At 73.4% G+C, this 17,014-nt stretch carries 13 protein-coding genes; 4 read left to right on the top strand and 9 right to left on the bottom strand.

Going from position 1 to position 17,014, the window contains the following annotated elements:
- Positions 1-15: 15 nt before the first annotated feature.
- Together dut and valS are read right to left on the bottom strand one after the other, a co-directional pair.
- A complete protein-coding gene (gene dut, locus KGD83_RS11200; RefSeq protein WP_212643708.1) occupies positions 16-492 on the bottom strand; it encodes a dUTP diphosphatase in 477 nt (158 codons plus the stop codon).
- Between the two features lie 235 nt (positions 493-727).
- On the bottom strand, positions 728-3,304 hold the full coding sequence (valS, locus tag KGD83_RS11195) for a valine--tRNA ligase (protein ID WP_212643707.1): 2,577 nt from the start codon (positions 3,302-3,304) through the stop codon (positions 728-730).
- Between the two features lie 204 nt (positions 3,305-3,508).
- Between valS and KGD83_RS11190 the strand changes: the two genes are divergently transcribed.
- On the top strand, positions 3,509-3,787 hold the full coding sequence (locus KGD83_RS11190; protein ID WP_047869069.1) for a DUF4235 domain-containing protein: 279 nt from the start codon (positions 3,509-3,511) through the stop codon (positions 3,785-3,787).
- Positions 3,788-3,970: 183 nt separating this feature from the next.
- On the opposite strand, the gene KGD83_RS11185 is transcribed toward KGD83_RS11190, so the two are convergent.
- From KGD83_RS11185 to KGD83_RS11175, 3 genes are all read right to left on the bottom strand, one after another.
- Positions 3,971-4,267, bottom strand: coding sequence for a DUF4193 domain-containing protein (locus KGD83_RS11185; protein WP_013153901.1), 297 nt, complete (start codon positions 4,265-4,267; stop codon positions 3,971-3,973).
- Between the two features lie 461 nt (positions 4,268-4,728).
- Positions 4,729-5,979 carry a sensor histidine kinase gene (locus tag KGD83_RS11180; RefSeq protein ID WP_212643706.1) on the bottom strand — a complete coding sequence of 417 codons (1,251 nt, stop codon included), beginning with the start codon at positions 5,977-5,979 and terminating at the stop codon, positions 4,729-4,731.
- A complete protein-coding gene (locus KGD83_RS11175) occupies positions 5,976-6,629 on the bottom strand; it encodes a response regulator transcription factor (RefSeq protein ID WP_026338173.1) in 654 nt (217 codons plus the stop codon). The genes KGD83_RS11180 and KGD83_RS11175 overlap by 4 nt, the downstream gene beginning before the upstream one ends.
- 686 nt (positions 6,630-7,315) lie before the next feature.
- Here KGD83_RS11175 and KGD83_RS11170 point away from each other — a divergent pair.
- Positions 7,316-7,480 (top strand): hypothetical protein, encoded by a 165-nt coding sequence (locus KGD83_RS11170; protein WP_200904074.1) that lies wholly within the window; start codon positions 7,316-7,318, stop codon positions 7,478-7,480.
- Between the two features lie 107 nt (positions 7,481-7,587).
- Here the strand turns inward: KGD83_RS11170 and KGD83_RS11165 are convergent, their stop codons facing one another.
- The 3 genes from KGD83_RS11165 to KGD83_RS11155 form a co-directional block, all read right to left on the bottom strand.
- The gene (locus KGD83_RS11165) at positions 7,588-8,400 is read right to left on the bottom strand and encodes an inositol monophosphatase family protein (protein WP_212643705.1); all 813 of its coding nucleotides are present in this window, start codon (positions 8,398-8,400) and stop codon (positions 7,588-7,590) included.
- A gap of 97 nt (positions 8,401-8,497) precedes the next feature.
- On the bottom strand, positions 8,498-10,534 hold the full coding sequence (locus KGD83_RS11160; RefSeq protein WP_212643704.1) for a S9 family peptidase: 2,037 nt from the start codon (positions 10,532-10,534) through the stop codon (positions 8,498-8,500).
- Positions 10,535-10,820: 286 nt separating this feature from the next.
- Positions 10,821-11,840 (bottom strand): ferrochelatase, encoded by a 1,020-nt coding sequence (locus KGD83_RS11155; protein WP_249352272.1) that lies wholly within the window; start codon positions 11,838-11,840, stop codon positions 10,821-10,823.
- Positions 11,841-11,985: 145 nt separating this feature from the next.
- Between KGD83_RS11155 and KGD83_RS11150 the strand changes: the two genes are divergently transcribed.
- The gene (locus KGD83_RS11150) at positions 11,986-13,284 is read left to right on the top strand and encodes a D-arabinono-1,4-lactone oxidase (RefSeq protein ID WP_212643703.1); all 1,299 of its coding nucleotides are present in this window, start codon (positions 11,986-11,988) and stop codon (positions 13,282-13,284) included.
- A 640-nt stretch (positions 13,285-13,924) separates the two neighbouring features.
- Here the strand turns inward: KGD83_RS11150 and KGD83_RS11145 are convergent.
- The gene (locus tag KGD83_RS11145; protein WP_212643702.1) at positions 13,925-14,995 is read right to left on the bottom strand and encodes a hypothetical protein; all 1,071 of its coding nucleotides are present in this window, start codon (positions 14,993-14,995) and stop codon (positions 13,925-13,927) included.
- Between the two features lie 578 nt (positions 14,996-15,573).
- Between KGD83_RS11145 and sepH the strand changes: the two genes are divergently transcribed.
- The gene (sepH, locus tag KGD83_RS11140; RefSeq protein ID WP_212643701.1) at positions 15,574-17,001 is read left to right on the top strand and encodes a septation protein SepH; all 1,428 of its coding nucleotides are present in this window, start codon (positions 15,574-15,576) and stop codon (positions 16,999-17,001) included.
- Positions 17,002-17,014 lie beyond the last annotated feature (13 nt).

Here is a 17,014-nt window from a genome sequence, read left to right as displayed (position 1 = left end):
GGATTCGGGGCGCCGTCACCGCTGTGCGGCGTGCCCCCCGGTCGAACCGAAACCACCCGTTCCCCGCACCGACTCCGGGAGGGAGTCGGCCTCGACGAACACCGCCCGTTCCACGCGCTGGACCACCAGCTGCGCGATCCGGTCCCCCCGGGTCAGCTTCACCGGGGTGTCCCCGTCGGTGTTGATCAGGGTCACCCTGATCTCGCCGCGGTACCCGGCGTCGACCGTGCCGGGCGCGTTGACGAGCGTGACTCCGCAGCGCGCCGCCAGGCCCGAACGCGGGTGCACGAAGGCCGCGTACCCGTCGGGCAGGGCGATGGCCAGGCCGGTGGGGACCGTGGCCCGCTGCCCGGGCTCCAGGGTGACGTCGACGGCGGTGTACAGGTCCGCGCCCGCGTCACCGGGATGGGCGTACTCGGGCAGAGGGAGGCCGGGGTCCAGGCGGTGGACCGTGACGGGGATCCGTCCGCCTTCCAGGGATGTGGTACTCACATCGGCCGAGCCTATCGCTCTCCGGGCGATGAACCGGTGTCCAGCACCGCCGGTACGCGAACGGGGGCGGCCCAGGCGGACCGCCCCCGGCTGAACCCCTTCGGGGCTCCGCTCCGCTTCTCCCGCCCGTCGCCCGCCACCACCCTCGAACGACGCCTACGGCGCAGCCCTTCCGCGAAAACCCGTCTCCGGCGGCTCCAGAACCCCGCGGGTGCCCGAAGCAACCCCGCAGGCCCTACTCGGCGGGGGCCTCGGGCAGGGTCACCTCGACGGTGAGCTCGGCGTCGTCGGTGGTGCGGAAGTCGATCCCGGCGGCGCGCCCCGCGGCGGCGATGTCGGCGCTGGCGGCGCGCGCGGCGTCGACCCGCTTGCCCGAGACGCTGACGTGCTCGACCTCGGCCCGCATGGACAGCTTGGCCTCGGACTTGGCCTTGCGCACTGCGCGCAGCACCTCGGCGGTGGCGGCCAGGACGGCGGGGTCGCCGTCGGCCGCCGCGGCGCGGTACTCGGCGGTGACGGGCCAGCGCTGGGCGTGGACCGAGCCCTCCTGCCACCAGCTCCAGACCTCCTCGGCCACGAAGGGCACGAAGGGGGCGAAGAGCCTGTGCAGGGCGCCCAGGGCGACCAGCAGCGCGGCGCGGGCGGAGGCGCCCTCGGCCGACTCGGTGTCGTAGGCGCGGGCCTTGACCAGCTCGAGGTAGTCGTCGCAGAAGTCCCAGAAGAAGCGCTCGGTGCGCTCCAGGGCCCGGGTGTGGTCGTAGGCCCGGAAGGCGGAGGTGGCGTCCTCCACGACGTCGGCCAGCGCGGCCAGCATCGCCCGGTCCAGGGGCTGCGTCACCTGCGCGGGGTCGGCGGCGGCGCCCTCACCGGCCACGGACATGACGAACTTGCTGGCGTTGAGGATCTTGATGGACAGCCTGCGGCCGACCTTCATCTGGCCCTCGTCCATGGCGGTGTCGGTGCCCAGGCGGCCGCTGGCCGCCCAGTAACGGACCGCGTCGGAGCTGTACTTCTCCAGCAGCGCCAGCGGGGTGACGACGTTGCCCTTGGACTTGGACATCTTCTTGCGGTCGGGGTCCAGGATCCAGCCGGAGATGCCGGTGGTGTTCCAGGGCAGGGTGTCGTTCTCGAAGTGGGCCCGGACCACGGTGGAGAAGAGCCAGGTGCGGATGATGTCCTGGCCCTGGGGCCGGTAGTCCATGGGGAAGACGCGCCGGTACAGGTCCGGGTCGCGCTCCCAGCCGGAGGCAATCTGCGGGGACAGCGAGGAGGTCGCCCAGGTGTCCATGACGTCGGGGTCGCCCATGAACCCGCCCGCCTGCCCGCGCTGGTCCTCGGTGTAGCCCTCGGGCGCCTGCGAGCTGGGGTCGACGGGCAGCTGGTCCTCGGCGGGGACGATGGGCTCGTCGTAGCGCGGGTTGCCGTCGGCGTCCAGCGGATACCAGACCGGGAAGGGCACGCCGAAGAAGCGCTGGCGGCTGATCAGCCAGTCGCCGTTGAGGCCCTCGACCCAGTTCTCGTAGCGGGCGCGCATGTGCTCGGGGTACCAGGTGAGCTCGCGCCCGCGCCGCAGGAGCTGCTGGCGCAGTTCCTCGTCCCGCCCGCCGTTGCGGATGTACCACTGGCGGGTGGTGACGATCTCCAGGGGCTTGTCGCCCTTCTCGTAGAACTTCACCGGGTGGGTGATGGGCGCCGGCTCGCCGACCAGGTCCCCGCTCTCGCGCAGCAGGGCGACGGTGCGCTCGCGCGCGGTGTGGACGGTGGCGCCCACGAGCGTGTCGTAGGCCTCGCGGGCGGCGCCGCTCTCCAGGCCCTTGGGCGGGTCGGCCATGATGCGGCCGTCCCAGCCGATGACGGGCCGGGTCTCCAGCTGCAGCTCGCGCCACCAGGTGACGTCCGTGGTGTCGCCGAAGGTGCAGATCATGGCGATGCCGGACCCCTTCTCGGGGTCGGCGAGGCGGTGGGCCCGCACCGGGACCTCCACGCCGAAGACGGGGGTGCGCACGGTGGTGCCGAACAGGTCCTGGTAGCGCTCGTCGTCGGGGTGGGCGACCAGGGCGACGCAGGCGGCCAGCAGCTCGGGGCGGGTGGTCTCGATGTGGACCGGGGTGCCGTCGGGCTTGTGGAAGGCGATCTTGTGGTAGGCGCTGGGGCGCTCGCGGTCCTCCAGCTCGGCCTGGGCGACCGCGGTGCGGAACGTGACGTCCCACAGGGTGGGCGCCTCGGACATGTAGGCCTCGCCGCGGGCCAGGTTGCGCAGGAAGGCGCGCTGGGCGGCGGCGCGGGAGTTGTCGTCGATGGTGGCGTAGGTGTGGCGCCAGTCGACGCTCAGCCCGAGGCGGCGCCAGATCGACTCGAAGACCTTCTCGTCCTCGGCGGTGAGCCGGTCGCACAGCTCGATGAAGTTGCGCCGGGAGACGGGGACCTGCCGCTTGGGGTCGGGCTTGGCGGGCGGCTGGAAGTCCGGGTCGTAGGGGATCGACGGGTCGCAGCGCACGCCGTAGTAGTTCTGGACGCGCCGCTCGGTGGGCAGGCCGTTGTCGTCCCAGCCCATGGGGTAGAAGACGGCCTTGCCGTTCATGCGCTGGAAGCGCGCGACGGTGTCGGTGTGCGTGTAGGAGAACACGTGGCCGATGTGCAGCGAGCCGGACACCGTGGGCGGCGGGGTGTCGATGGAGTAGACGTCCGCGCGCTCGGCCGTGCGGTCGAAGTGGTAGACGCCGGACTCATCCCATACGTCGACCCACTTCGCCTCGATACCGTCCAGCGAGGGCTTGTCGGGCATGCGGAAGGAATGAGAGCCGTTGGTCATGGGGCAATGGTAGTGCGCTCGGGGCCGTGGTCGCTCCGGGTTCCGGGCCGTCACAGCGGGGGGTCGGCACACCTCGGGCACGCTGGCGCGGGGTTGGCCCCCGACTCCCGGGAAAGGACGTGAAAGGATCGCCCCGTACGCACGGGAGGGTGTGCGCAGGCCGCGCATCCTCCGTACACCCAACGGAAAACGGTGAAGGATTCGATGGCTAAGAAGGACGGCGGTGACCTCGGCCCCGCCCTCGTGGGCTTCGCGGCCGGGTTCGCCGCGCAGTACGTCATGCGCAAGGCCCTGAACTTTGCCTGGACCCGCGTGACCGGCGAGGAGCCGCCCACGGACGTGGACTCCCCCGACATCAGCCTGGGCACGGCGCTGAGCTGGGCCGTGATGGCCGGTGTCGGCACCGAGGTGGCCCGGGTGCTGGCCGTGCGCGCCGCCCGCGCCAGGATGTTCGGCGCCGGCCCCGGCGAGCTGGAGGTCTGACGCCGCGAAGGCGACGACGGCGGGCGGCCGACCGCACCGCAGTGTGGTCGGCCGTCCGCCGTCGTGTTCCACCGCGCTCCCCGGAAGCCCTCACGCGCTTCCTCCGGACGGCGGCGGGGTGGTCTCCGACCGCGCGGTCGGGAGCCGCCGGGGACGGGACGGTTCAGGGGCCGTCCCGTCCGCTCAGGCGCACTCCTTGCAGACCAGCTGACCGGCGCGCTGCTCGGCGAGCTGGCTGCGGTGGTGCACCAGGAAGCAGCGCGAGCAGGTGAACTCGTCGGCCTGGCGCGGGAGCACGCGCACCGCGAGTTCCTCGCCCGACAGGTCGGCACCGGGCAGTTCCATGCCCTCGGCGACCTCGTCGGGGTCGACGTCGATCGTGCCGGTGCCCTTGTCCACGCGCCGCGCCTGCAGCTCCTGGAGGCTGTCCTCGTTGATGTCCTCGTCAGTCTTGCGCGGGCTGTCGTAGTCGGTGGCCATCTCTGCTAACTCCCATCCCCCTCGTTCAGTGCCTCGTCGCGCGGGTGTAACGCTTGAGAGACCTTGGTTGTGCCCGGTTCGGCCGATGAGTTTTCCCGACGTCGGCGGACCGTGTCCCCTCCCGGGCCACTGTCCACAGGTCAGCAGCACTTTCGCCGCCTCGTGACCGAAGGCGGCCACGTGTGGCTGCGCCGGGGCCGTACCCCTGTGTACTACCCAACGTCGGCTGCCTCGTAGACCTGGAAAATCCGTTTTCGCCCACTCCGGACAAAGCGCGGGACACTCCCCCAAGGGCGGACGAAAAGCAGGACATGCCCACGTCAGGAGGGATTCCCTCCGTGTCCACGCCCGGGGAAGCATACCCACCCGGGGTCGGCACCCGTGACACGGGTCGGCGTGTCATCGGACACGTATAGATACCACGAAGACCGGCCAAACGCAGCTTGGCCCGGTGAGCGGTTTCAGCGCCGCTCCGCGCCCTCTCCCGGAGGAGGGGGAAGGCGGACGGTGACGACCAGTCCTCCCCCGGCGCGCGGCCAGGCGGTCACCGCGCCCTCGTGAGCGCGCACCACGGACCGGACGATGGACAGGCCCAGCCCCGCGCTGCGGCCCGAGCCGACCCGGTCGCCGGAGCCGCGGCGGAACGGCTCGAACAGGCCCTCGATCTCGTAGGCGGGGATGACCTTGCCGGAGTTCTCCACCTGGACCGCGGGAGTGCCCTCGTACATGCCGCTGCGCACGGTGATCTCGCCCTCCTCGACGTTGTACTTGAGGGCGTTCTCCACCAGGTTGCCCACGAGCCGCTCCAGCAGCACGGGGTCGCCCACCACCGTCGCGGGGCGCAGGTCCTGGCGCAGGCTCAGGCCGGAGTCGGCCACCGTCGCGCTGAGCTGGCTGAGCACCGTCCCGGCCACCTCGCCCAGGTCGACCTTGGCGCGGACCTCCAGCTCGCGGTCGCTCTTGGCGAGCAGGAGCAGCCCCTCGATGAGGCGTTCGTGGCGGGCGTTGGTCTCCAGCAGGGTCTGTCCGACGCTCTTGAGGTCGGCCGAGACGTCGGGGGCGCTGAGCGCCACCTCCAGCAGGGTGCGGTTGATCGCCAGCGGCGTGCGCAGCTCGTGCGAGGCGTTGGCGACGAAGCGGCGCTGGCCGTCGAAGGCGCGGTCCAGGCGCTCCAGCATGCCGTCGAAGGTGTCGGCCAGCTCGCGGATCTCGTCGTCGGGCCCGGACAGGGCGATGCGTTCGTGCAGGGAGCGCTCCGACAGGCGGCGGGCGATGCGGGTGATCTTCTGGAGCGGGGACAGCGCCCTTCCGGCCACCGCGTAGCCCAGGGCGACCGCGAGCAGGCCGACCAGGAACAGCGCGAGCAGCGAGAACCGGGTGACGTGCGTGAGCACCTGCTCGATGAGGTCCCTGTGCGCCCGCAGCTCGGCGAAGCTCTGCTCGACCAGGAGCGCGTTGAGCAGGACCGCGACGATCAGGTAGTTGACCAGGACCAGCACGGAGCCCGCGGCGAAGAACAGCATCCCGTAGATGAGGGTGAGCCGCGCGCGCAGGCTGAGGTTGTCGGTGAAGTGGTGCACACGGGCGGCGGCCGCGGAGCGCTCGGCCCCCCCGCCCTCGGGCGTGAGGGTGTTGAGGCGTCGCCACGTACCGGTGTCGCCGGGGCGGGTGGGCTCGACCTGTCCCGGTTCGGTCCGCTCCGCCGGTCTCACAGCCGGTACCCGGCGCCGGGGACGGTCTGGATGACGGGCGGGTCGCCGAGCTTCTTGCGCAGGGTCATGACGGTGACGCGGACGACGTTGGTGAAGGGGTCGGCGTTCTCGTCCCAGGCCTTCTCCAGCAGCCCCTCGGCGCTGACCACGGTCCCCTGGGCGCGCATGAGCACCTGGAGGACGGCGAACTCCTTGGGGGTGAGGGTGACCTCGCGGCCGTCGCGGTGGACGCGGTGGTTGGCCGGGTCGAGCGTGATGCCGTGGCGCTCCAGGACCGGGGGCAGCGGGGGCGCCGAGCGGCGGCCGAGGGCGTGGACCCGGGCGATGAGCTCGGCGAAGGCAAAGGGCTTGGCCAGGTAGTCGTCGGCGCCGATGGTGAGGCCCTCGACCTTGTCCTGGACGCCGTCGGAGGCGGTGAGCATCAGGATGCGGCCGTTGTAGCTCTCCTGGACCAGGGCGCGGGCCACGTCGTCGCCGTGGGTGCCCGGCAGGTCTCGGTCCAGCACGACGACGTCGTAGTCGTTGACCGCGGTGTACTCCAGGGCGGCGTCGCCGTCGTAGACCACGTCCACGGCCATCGCCTCGCGCCGCAGTCCGACCGCCACTGTGTCGGCCAGGACCCGTTCGTCTTCGACCACGAGTACGCGCACGTTGTCCTTCTCGAGCGTTGGTCCGCAAAGAAAGGGGGCCGCTGCCGGCGCATCCCCCAACACACCGGCAGCGGCGTTCTTGGTCCCGGCCGCGTCATCCGTTCTTTCACAGTCGGGGTAAGGAGACGGTAAACCCGTCGGGGCGGTTTCGCGAACCGCCCGCTTTCCTCGCCCCGCGTGAACGCGGGCGCTGGGCCGGGAGCTTCACGCTCCCCTGGGCGCGGGGAGCCGCCGCCGGCGAATCCCCCAACCGCCGGCAGCGACTTAACCCCGCACATCTCAAATCTGACACATCAAGAATAAGAAACAAGTAAGCACCAGCCCTCCCGGGAAAATGTGTCATGGGACACCCTTGTCCGACACATGGTGTAATGCGCGCCCAGGGGTCCGGCTCCGGGCCCCCGGCGCGCCTCCCCGGTCCGGCGCGGCGGCACCGGCCTCCCGTGGGCGGGGGGCGACCGCGGTGGATCACGAAAGCATCACACCGGTTTCCGGTGGTTTGGGCGAAGGTGCGGCGGGGGTACAGGAGGAGGACGCACGCGTGGACACCGGCCCCGGCCGGACCGCGACGCGCACGCATGTCACAGGGACGTGACACTTCGACCGTGCGCACGCCGTGGCGTGCGCCAACGGATTCCGCGCCGGAGCACGGTCGTGCCCCGGCGCTTACCCCTGGAAGAGGTGCAATGGGCGAGTTCCTCGCGGAGATCAAGGTCCGTATCAACGAGACCTACCGGTCGTTCCAGGCTGCTCAGGCCGCCGGAGACGAATTCCTCGCCGACACGCATGCGTCGGAGCTTGAGGACCTGTACCGCATCGCGGCTCGCAACGGCGTCGACACCTGCGCCTGAGAAGCACGAGAAGCACTGAGGGGCGCGGTGGGCACACGGCCCGCCGCGCCCCTCGTGTGTTCCGGGGAACCCGGGGCCCCGCCGGGCGCCACGGGGACCGGGCCCAGTCAGCCGTCGGTGTCGGCGCCCAGCGGGGCCAGGAGGTCCTCCAGGGCCTCGTAGAGCCCGGGGCGGGCGGCGATGACCAGGTCGTTGCCGGGCGGCCCCGAGCGCGCTCCTCCCAGTCGCAGGCCCGCCTCGCTCGCCACCAGGCCCGGGGCGCACCAGTCCCAGGGGTGGAGGCCGCGCTCGTAGTAGGCGTTGCATCGGCCCACGGCGAGCCCGGTCAGGTCCACCGCGGCCGACCCGCCGCGGCGGATGTCGCGGATGCGCGGGACCACCTCCAACAGGACCCTGGCCTGCTGGACGCGGCGCTCGGGGAAGTACCCGAAGCCGGTGGCCACCAGCGCCTGCTCCAGCGGCACGGCGGGCGGGGCCTCCAGGACACGGCCGTTCAGGCGCGCGCCGCCGCCGAGCACCGCCTCGTAGGACTCACCGAGCCGGGGGACGTTCACGGCGGCGGCCACCACCACGCCGTCGACCTCCGCGGCGACGGACACGGCCCAGTCGGACCGGCCGTACAGGTAGTTGACGGTGCCGTCGATGGGGTCCACGACCCAGCGCACACCGCTGGTTCCGCCCTCGCCGCCGCCCTCCTCCCCCAGGAAGGCGTCGTCGGGGCGCGCGGCGAGCAGACGGGTGCGGACGAGCTCCTCGGTGGCCCGGTCCATCTCGGTGACGACGTCGGTGGGGCTGGACTTGGTGTCGAGCACGGTGATGCCCGCCTGCCCCTTGGCGGCGAGCTCTCCCGCCTCCGCGGCCACGCTCACGGCGAGGTCGCGCAGGCTCTCGCGGTCGGGTGCGGCGTGGGTGGTACTCACTGGCTGTCCTCCGTGGCGTGGTGTCGCGCGCCGGGGTGCGTCCCGGACGCGGGTCCGGCCGGGGCCGCGGTCGCGGCCCCGGCCGGTCTTGGGCGGATCAGAGCAGTTCGGGCCTGCTCCACTCCTTGCCGTGCACGTGGTGGTCGAGGAAGGCGAAGATCGTCTCGTACCAGATCCGGGCGTTCCCGGGGGTGAGGATCCAGTGGTTCTCGTCCGGGAAGTACAGGAACTTGGCGTCCACCTCGTGCAGCAGCAGGTCGCGCCACAGGCGCAGGCCCTCGGAGATGGGCACCCGGTAGTCCTTGTCGCCGTGGATGACGAGCATCGGAGTGCGGATGCGGTCCGCGTGCAGGTGCGGGGAGTTGAGGGCGTAGCGCTCGGGGCGCTCCAGCGGGGTGCCGAACTCGCGCTCCCACACCGGCGGGTAGTCGGTGGTGCCGTTGAAGCCGTCCAGGCCCCACAGGGAGGCGTGGGAGACGATGGCCCTGAACCGGTCGGTGTGCCCGGCGATCCAGTTGGCCATGTAGCCGCCGAAGGAGCCGCCCATCATGGCGGTGCGCTCGGCGTCGATGTCCTCGCGCGCCTCGGCGGCGTCGGTGACGGCCATGACGTCGGCGAAGGTGCGCGGCCCCCACTGTCCCCAGGCGCGGCGGAGCATGTCCTGGCCGTAGCCGGTGGACAGGGCGGGGTCGGGCAGCAGGACGGCGTAGCCGCGCGCGGCGAGCAGCCACGGGTTCCAGCGCCAGGACCAGCCGTTGAAGCTCATGTAGGGACCGCCGTGGACCCAGAGCATGAGCGGGGCGGGCGAGTCGGCCGAGGCCTCCTCGGGCAGCACCAGCCAGGAGCGGATCACCGTGCCGTCGTCGGCGGTGGCCTCGATCTCGGTGAGGGTGCCGGGCATGGTCAGCTCGGAGCCGGGGGTGCGCAGGCGCACGGGCCGGCCGTCGGCGGCGTCGGCGGCCAGGCGTACGGGCGCGGGCGGTGCGTCCCAGGCGTCGCGCAGGGCGTAGACGTGGCGGCCGTCGGGGGACGGGTTGAGGTTGCTGTAGGCGCCGTGGTCGCCGGTGATGCGGGTGAGCGCGCCGCTGGCCAGGTCGATCCGGAAGACGGGTCGGCGGCCGCCGTGGTCTGCGACGAGGAAGACGGCGCCGGAGTCGGCGGCCCAGGCGAGTTCGCGTGGCCACAGCTCGTGGTCGGCGAGCAAATCGCGGCCCTGTCCGGTGGCCAGGTCGACCAGCCAGGCGGTCTCGTCCCGGGGTTCGCCGTCGTAGTCGCCCTGGGAGCTGCGCACGAGCAGGACGTGGCGGCCGTCGGGGGAGACGAGCGGGTTGTCGAAGTCGTGGTCGGGGTCGGTGGCGAGGGTGCGGCGCTGTCCCGTGGCGGTGTCGATGGCGACGACGTCGCGGCGCCGGGCGCCGCGGCCGACGGGGACCTGCCACTCGGTGACCAGGGTGGTGCCGTCGGGGGTGAGGTCGCCGATCGCCCCCAGGAGCGCCATCCCGGCGTCGGGGGTCAGGTCGCGCGGGTCGCCCAGCCGGGAGTCCTCGTCCGCGGGCGGTTCGGCGACCAGGTAGCGGGGGTGTCCGGGACCGATGTCGCTGTCCCAGGAGCGCACGGGCAGCGCCTCGTGCAGGATGGCGGTGACCCCGGCCTCCTCGCGGGCCTTGCGCGCCTCCCTGTCGGACTCCTCGTCCTCGCTGCGGGGGAGGGTGTCGGAGGTGAGGGCGACCAGGCCGGAGTCGCGGGCGACCGCGAAGGAGCCGATGCCGCCGGGCCGGGAGGCGACCTGGCGGGCCTCGCCGCCGTCGGCGGGCAGGAGCCACAGGGCGGTGCGGGCCTTGGCGTCGGCCTCGGCCTCGGGGTCGGGGCGGCCGGTGGTGAACAGGACCGAGCCGTCGGGGAGGAAGCCGACGCCGCTCTCGCCCTTGGCCGAACGGGTGAGGCGTCTGGGGGCGCGCCCGCCCTCGGACTCGGGGGCGGTGTCGATCTCCCACAGGGCGCTGCGGAAGGACTTGGCGTCGGGGGCGAGGCCGCTGACGGACGCGACCAGACGGGTTCCGTCCGGTGAGAGGCGCAGTCCGTTGACGCGGCGAAGTCGGACGTACTCCGGCAGTTCATACCAGGAACGGACCAAGACACATACTCCCTGAACGTCGACGTGGGGTCGGGGCGGACACCGTCGAGCGGGCCGTGGGGCGACTGTGGTCCCCCGCCCTCCCGCGGGCGGTGTCAGCAGCGTTTACTCACCTTCCCACACGTCCGGGACGGCGGGTCGGGTCGGGTCGCGGATCCCGCGGGGGGGGACCGCGGGAGGCACGCCACTCCAGGATGACCCGCCCGGGGCCGTCGCACCAAGCCCTTTCGCGGACCTGTGGACGGCCCCGCGCCGACCCGCGCCGGCGGCCGCGCGGTTCAGCGGCTCAGGCCGGGCACGTGCAGTTGGTGCAGCGCGCGAGCGAGCTCAGGCGCCGGGGCCCGGCCCGTTCGGCGTACTCGCGGACCAGGTCGGTCACCATGGACACGAACGCGGGGTGCGTGCCGGGGCTGAGCGCGCGCTCGTAGCCGATGCCGAGCTTCTTGGCGGTGTCGCGGGCCTCCACGTCGAGGTCGAACTTGACCTCCATGTGGTCGGAGACGAAGCCGTGCGGGACCACGACCACGGCGGGCACGCCCTCGGCGGCCAGCTCCTCCATGCGGTCGTTGACGTCGGGCTCCAGCCAGGGCTGGCTGGGCGGGCCGCTGCGGCTCTGGTAGACGACCTCGTACGGGTAGTCGCGGTCGAGCCGCCCGACCACCAGGCGCGCCACCTCGGCCAACTGGGCGCCGTAGGCCCCCTCGGGGCCGAAGGCCTGTCCGGGGCCGCCGCTGGTCTCGGCCATCGTCGTGGGGATGGAGTGCGCGGAGAAGAGCAGGCGCGCGCCCTCGCGCTGCTCGTCGGGCAGGGCGTCCAGGGCGGCGCGGGTGTGCTCGACCAGCGGTTCGACGAACCCCGGGTGGTCGTAGAAGGGCCGGATGAGGTCCACCTCGGGGGCGTCATCGCCCAGCGCGGCGCGGGCTCGGGCGATGTCCTCCTCGTAGGCGGTGCGGCTGGACCAGTTGCAGTACGCGGAGGTGGGCAGCGCCAGGATGCGGCGCACGCCGTCCTCCTTCATCCGGGCGAGGGTGTCGGTGAGCATCGGCGCCCAGAACCGGTTGCCCCAGTAGACGGGCAGGTCGATCCCGTTGGCGGCGAAGTCGGCGGTGACCGCGGCGAGCAGGTCGCGGCACTGCTGGTTGATCGGACTGACACCGCCGAAGAGGAAGTAGTGCTCGCCGACCTCGGCGAGGCGCTCACGGGGGATGTTGCGGCCCCGGGTGACGTTCTCCAGGAACGGGATGACCTCGTCCTCCCCCTCCGGGCCGCCGAAGGAGATCAGCAAAAACGCGTCGTAGTAGCTCACAGCTCTTATGAAACCAGCTTCGCCGGACCGGCTCGCGCGACCCCCCGGATGCGTGTCCTGTGGTCTTGGCTTCCCCTCCCCCGGGCACGCCGTCCGGGGGCGTTCGGCTCTGGCCGGGCGGGTGACCGGTCGGTAATGTCGCCGCATGACAGATGTGACGTGGAACACATGGGCGGGTACCCACCGGGCCCGGCCCAGGCGCACGGCGGCTCCGGGGAGCACCGCGGAGGTCGCCGCGGCGGTCTCCTCGGCCGCCGCGGAGGAGCTGCGCGTCCGCATGGTCGGCACGGGTCACTCCTTCACCGACGTGGCCGTCACCGACGGCCTCCTCCTCTCCCCCACCTCCCTGACCCGGGTGCGCTCGGTCGACCCGGCCGCGGGCACGGCCACCGTCGAGGCGGGCCTGCCCCTGTGCGACTTCAACGACGTGCTGGCCGGGCACGGGGCGGCCCTGGCCAACATGGGCGACATCGCCGTGCAGACCGTGGCGGGCGCGGTGCAGACCGGCACCCACGGCACCGGCCGGGACGCGGGCGGGCTGGCCGCGCAGGTGGTCGGAATGGAGATGGTGCTCGCCGACGGTTCGGTGGTGGAGTGCTCTGCCGGGCGGGAGCCGGAGCTGTTCCAGGCGGCCAGGGTGGGCCTGGGCGCGTTCGGCGTGGTCACCGCGCTGACCATGGCGGTGCGCCCGGCCTTCCTGCTGCACGCGCGCGAGGAGCCGATGCGGTTGGAGGAAGTGCTGGAGCGGCTGCCGGAGCTGCGCGCCGGCAACGACCACTTCGAGTTCTACTGGTTTCCGCACACCGGCAACACCAACACCAAGCGCAACAACATCAGCGCGGGTCCGGCTCGGCCGCTCTCGCCCTTCCGCGCCTGGCTGGACGACGATTTCCTGTCCAACACGCTCTTCGAGGGCGTCAACCGGGTGTGCCGCCGCTTCCCCCGCGCGGTGCCCGCGGTGAACCGGGTCAGCTCGCGCGCGCTGACGGCGCGCAGCTACACCGACGCCTCGTACCGGGTGTTCGCCTCGGTGCGCGACGTGCGGTTCGTGGAGATGGAGTACGCGGTCCCCGCGGAGCACCTGGCCGACGTGCTGCGCGAGGCCGGGTCGATCGTGGACCGGGGCGGCCACCGGGTGAGCTTCCCGGTGGAGGTGCGCTTCGCCCCGGCCGACGACGTGTGGCTCTCCACCGCCTACGGGCGCGACACCGCCTACGTGGCGGTGCACATGTACCAGGGCACCCCCTACGACGCCTACTTCGCCGACCTGGAGGCGCTGTTCACCTCCGTGGGCGGGCGCCCCCACTGGGGCAAGGTGCACACCCGCGGCCGCTCCTACCTGGAGGGCGTCTACCCGATGCTGGGCCGGGCCCTGGAGGTGCGGGACCGCGTGGACCCCGGGCGCCGGTTCGGCAACGCCTACCTGGAGCGGGTGCTGGAGTAGTCGCACGGCCGGTCCGGGCCCCGCGTCCGCGCCGGCCGGTGGCGGCACCGGCTTCCGGGCGGGGCCCCGCGCCCCGCCCGGAGGCGGTCACACGGGCCGCGCCTGCGGGGTCGCGCCCGTGACGCCGCTCCGAGGAGATCGACGACCTCGCCGGGTGGCTGACCACCGTGGTGGCGCGGGTGTGCCTGAACACGCCGCGCCCGCGGGAGCGGAGGCGCGAGGCCCCCTCGACGCGCGCGTGCCCGACCCCGTCGTCAGCCCCCGAGGAGGACGGCGGCCCCGAGCGGGGGCGGTGCTGGCCGACACCGTGGGACTGACGAGCGTGCCGGACGCCGACGTCGTGCCGCGCTCGGACGGGGGCGCCGCGCGCACCGGGCACACCCGGGTGGTCACCGGCGCGCGGGCCGCGGCCGGTCAGGCCGTCACACGCGGGGACCTGTCACCGTTCGTCCGGTCCGTGCTGGTCAACGGGGCGGCCGGGGTGCTCGTGGTCGTGCGGGGGCGGGCGGTGTCCGTCATGGGGTTCACCGTCACGGGCGGCAGGATCGCCGCCATCGGCGTGCTGGCCGGCCCCGAGCGCCTGCGGCGGCTGGACCCGGCCGTCCTCGACGGCTGGGGGCCCGGCCGCCGCCGTGCGCGCTCAGCCGGTCTGCGGCACGGCGGGCGGGGGCGCGGGGACGGCCTCCTCACCGCCCTGCCCGCCGGTCCCGGGTCCGGGCGTCTGGCCGCCCGGGTCCTGGGCCCCGCCGTCGCCCTCCGGCGGTTCGGTGGGCTCGGTGGTCCCGCCGGTGCCGTCGGGGCCCTCCTGTTCCGTGCCGCCGCCGTCGCCGGTCCCGTCGTCCTCGGGCTCTCCTGTCTCGGGGGCGGGCTCGGTCGGCTGACCGGTGCCCGGGCCCTGCTCCTGCTCCCCGAGCGAGGGGTCGGGGGCGTCGCCTCCGGTCTCGGGTGCCTCGGGCTCCTCCTCCTGGGCCGGGGGCGCGGAGGCGGTGCCGCCGAACAGCGTGGGCGCGCTGGGCTCCTGCGAGCCCTGGGTCCAGGAGGTCAGCGAGCGGCCGGTGAACAGCTCGAACACCAGGATGACCAGCATGACCAGGACGAAGACCGCGGTGGCCGGGACGACCAGGGAGCGCCAGCCGCGCCGCCGACCGCCCTCGCGGTCGCCGGTTCCGCCATAGGCGCCGACGTGGTCACCGGGGTCGTCCGCGTCCGCGGGCCACGGGCCGACGGCGGGCATCCGCGCGGTGGCGCCGGGGTCGGCCGGGGTCCGGCCGTCCAACGCGGGCAGGGCCGTGGTGCGGGTGGCGTCGGCGTCCTCCCCGCCCCGGGACGGGGGCGCGGTCCCGGTTCCGGAGACCTGGCGCAGCAGGGCGGTCTCGGAGATGCCCTCGGGCGGCGGCGCCACCGGAGCCCCCGGGGCGTCCGGCACCGCCGTGGCGCCCCGGGGACCGGAGGCCCGCCCGGCCAGCTGCCTGGCCTGCTCGCCCCCGCGCGAGAACCAGTGCTGCAACAGCGGGCTGACGAGCGTGCTGAGCGCGGCCATCCCGGCGGCGCCGACGACCGTGCCGTACACGTTGAGGTAGGAGGCCGCGGTGGCCGCGGCCAGTGTCGCGGCTCCGGCACCGGCGACCTGGGAGACGCTCAGGTCGAACTTCTTGCCCTTGGCGCCCTCCTCCCCTTCTTCCTGGTCGTCGTGGTGTGCGGTCCGACCCATCCGGTCGTCCCCCCTTCGTCTTCGTCGGCCGCGCGCGGGCGCGACGGGACTGTCAGCGCGGGATGGGCGTGTGGTGGGGCATACAACCCCACAGACCCCGAACTTCACATTTCGCCCATAGCTTGATAACTCAGGCTAAGGGCGACAGGTTTCCGATAACGCCATGAAATAAGAAGCATCACCCTCTGGCACACATCGGCGTGTCGAGTTGCGTCCCGGAGGGTCCGCGTACCCGTGGAACGGTCCGGGATCGGAGTTTTTCCCAGACCTGGGGGGATTCGGGGGACGCGGGATACCATCACGGCTGAGCCCTCGTGCGGGATCGGCGACATTCCCCCGCGATCGCTCCCGGTCGCGGAAGGGTCAGCGTGCCAAGATTGGCACCGAAGCGACCGTGAGGGCCCCGGGTACCCCCGGGGCGGCTCCCAACCGCGGCGGCAGCCGCGGATCGGGAGGCGGGCACACAGTTCGGACATGCCGGGCGCGGTACTGGCCGAACAGTTGTCGGCCGACCAGACTTGGAGAACGCGGGGGCGGGTCGCGGGACCTGCCCTCGACGGGACGCGAAAGGGAGGGCGATGCACGAGCTTCGCCTCGTGGCCGTGAGCGAGGACGGCACCTACCTGGTGCTCGCCAGCGCCGGCCGTGGAACCCGTTTCACGCTGCCCGTCGACGACCGCCTCCGCGCCGCAGTACGCGGCCAGTTCTCCCGGCTCGGCCAGTACGAGATCGAAGTGGAGAATCCGTTGCGCCCCAAGGAAATCCAGGCCCGTATCCGGTCCGGCGAGACCGCGGAGGCCATCTCCGAGATCTCCGGTATCCCCATCGAGCGGGTCCGCTGGTTCGAGGGCCCCGTCCTCCAGGAACGCGAGTACATCGCCCAGCAGGCCCAGCGCGCCAGCGTGCGCGCGCACGGCGACGCCGCCCCGGGCCCCTCCCTGGAGGAGTTGGTCACCAAGCGGATCGGCGCGCACCAGTTGGAGACCGGTGACGCGGCGTGGGACTCGTGGAAGCGCGAGGACCGGTCCTGGCAGCTCAAGCTCGTGTTCCTGCACGGCGGCGAGGAGCGCGTCGCCCACTGGCTGTACGAGCCCAGACACAACAGCGTGGCCCCCGCCGACGAGGAGGCCGCCCGGTTCTCCTCACCCGACCCCGAACCCGCGACCTCTCCCGGGGCGACCGTGACGCCCTTCGCGCCGCGCCGCACCGAGACCTCCCCGGACCTGCTCCGGTCCGAGTCCCAGCCGTCATCCGAACGCGAACGCCCCGCGCCCCTGCGCCCTTCCTCCGCCGCGCACCGGGACGAGCAGCAGCGCCCGGCGCCGCCCGCGCGTCCGGCCGCCGCCGAGCGCCACCCCGCCGAGCGCCGTCCCGTCGAGCGCGAGCGCGCCCCGGAGCGTCCCGTCGAGCGCGAGCGGCCCGCCGGGCGCCGGCCACTGGAGTGGGACCAGTACCCGGAGCCGCAGGCGGAGCGGTACGAGCGTCCGCGCAGGGAACAGCCCGCCGCGCGCACCGAGCCCGAGCGCTGGCCCGCCTACGAGCGCGGCTCCGAGCCCGAGCGGCGGCAGCGGAGCGAACACTGGTCCGAGTCCGGGCGCCGGCCCGAGACCGCCGCCCGCGACGAGTCCCCCGCACGGGAGCGCCACCGCCCCGAACGTCGGACCGAACCGGCCGCCTACGACGAGCCCGGGTTCGAGGAGCGGCGCCGCCCCGAACGGCGTGCGGACTGGCTGGAGGCCCGGCCCGGCGGGCCGGTCGAGCCCGAGGCCGCCCCGCCCGCCGCGGAGGGCCCCGCCCAGCAGCGTCCGGCCCCGCGCCGCCGCCGCGCCACCATCGACCTCAACGACAACGGCGTCCCGCGCCGCGCCGCCGAGCAGCCGCCCGCCGCCGCGGTCCCGGCCGCCGCCAACAGCGGCCCTTCCGCGGCCAAGCGCAAGGGACGCGGCCGACGCGCCTCGGTCCCGTCCTGGGACGAGATCATGTTCGGGTCCAAGAAGGACGAGTAGGGCGCACCCGCAC

Source organism: Nocardiopsis akebiae (assembly GCF_018316795.1).
Taxonomy (GTDB): domain Bacteria; phylum Actinomycetota; class Actinomycetes; order Streptosporangiales; family Streptosporangiaceae; genus Nocardiopsis; species Nocardiopsis dassonvillei.
This window is presented reverse-complemented; position numbering and strand designations above follow the sequence as displayed.

What these genes read in the sequence shown, in the direction of transcription:
- valS (WP_212643707.1), bottom strand. Translation starts at nt 3,304, where the DNA reads ATGACCAACGGCTCTCATTCCTTCCGCATGCCCGACAAGCCCTCGCTG.
- KGD83_RS11190 (WP_047869069.1), top strand. Translation starts at nt 3,509, where the DNA reads ATGGCTAAGAAGGACGGCGGTGACCTCGGCCCCGCCCTCGTGGGCTTC.
- KGD83_RS11185 (WP_013153901.1), bottom strand. Translation starts at nt 4,267, where the DNA reads ATGGCCACCGACTACGACAGCCCGCGCAAGACTGACGAGGACATCAAC.
- KGD83_RS11170 (WP_200904074.1), top strand. Translation starts at nt 7,316, where the DNA reads ATGGGCGAGTTCCTCGCGGAGATCAAGGTCCGTATCAACGAGACCTAC.
- KGD83_RS11150 (WP_212643703.1), top strand. Translation starts at nt 11,986, where the DNA reads ATGACAGATGTGACGTGGAACACATGGGCGGGTACCCACCGGGCCCGG.
- KGD83_RS11145 (WP_212643702.1), bottom strand. Translation starts at nt 14,995, where the DNA reads ATGGGTCGGACCGCACACCACGACGACCAGGAAGAAGGGGAGGAGGGC.
- sepH (WP_212643701.1), top strand. Translation starts at nt 15,574, where the DNA reads ATGCACGAGCTTCGCCTCGTGGCCGTGAGCGAGGACGGCACCTACCTG.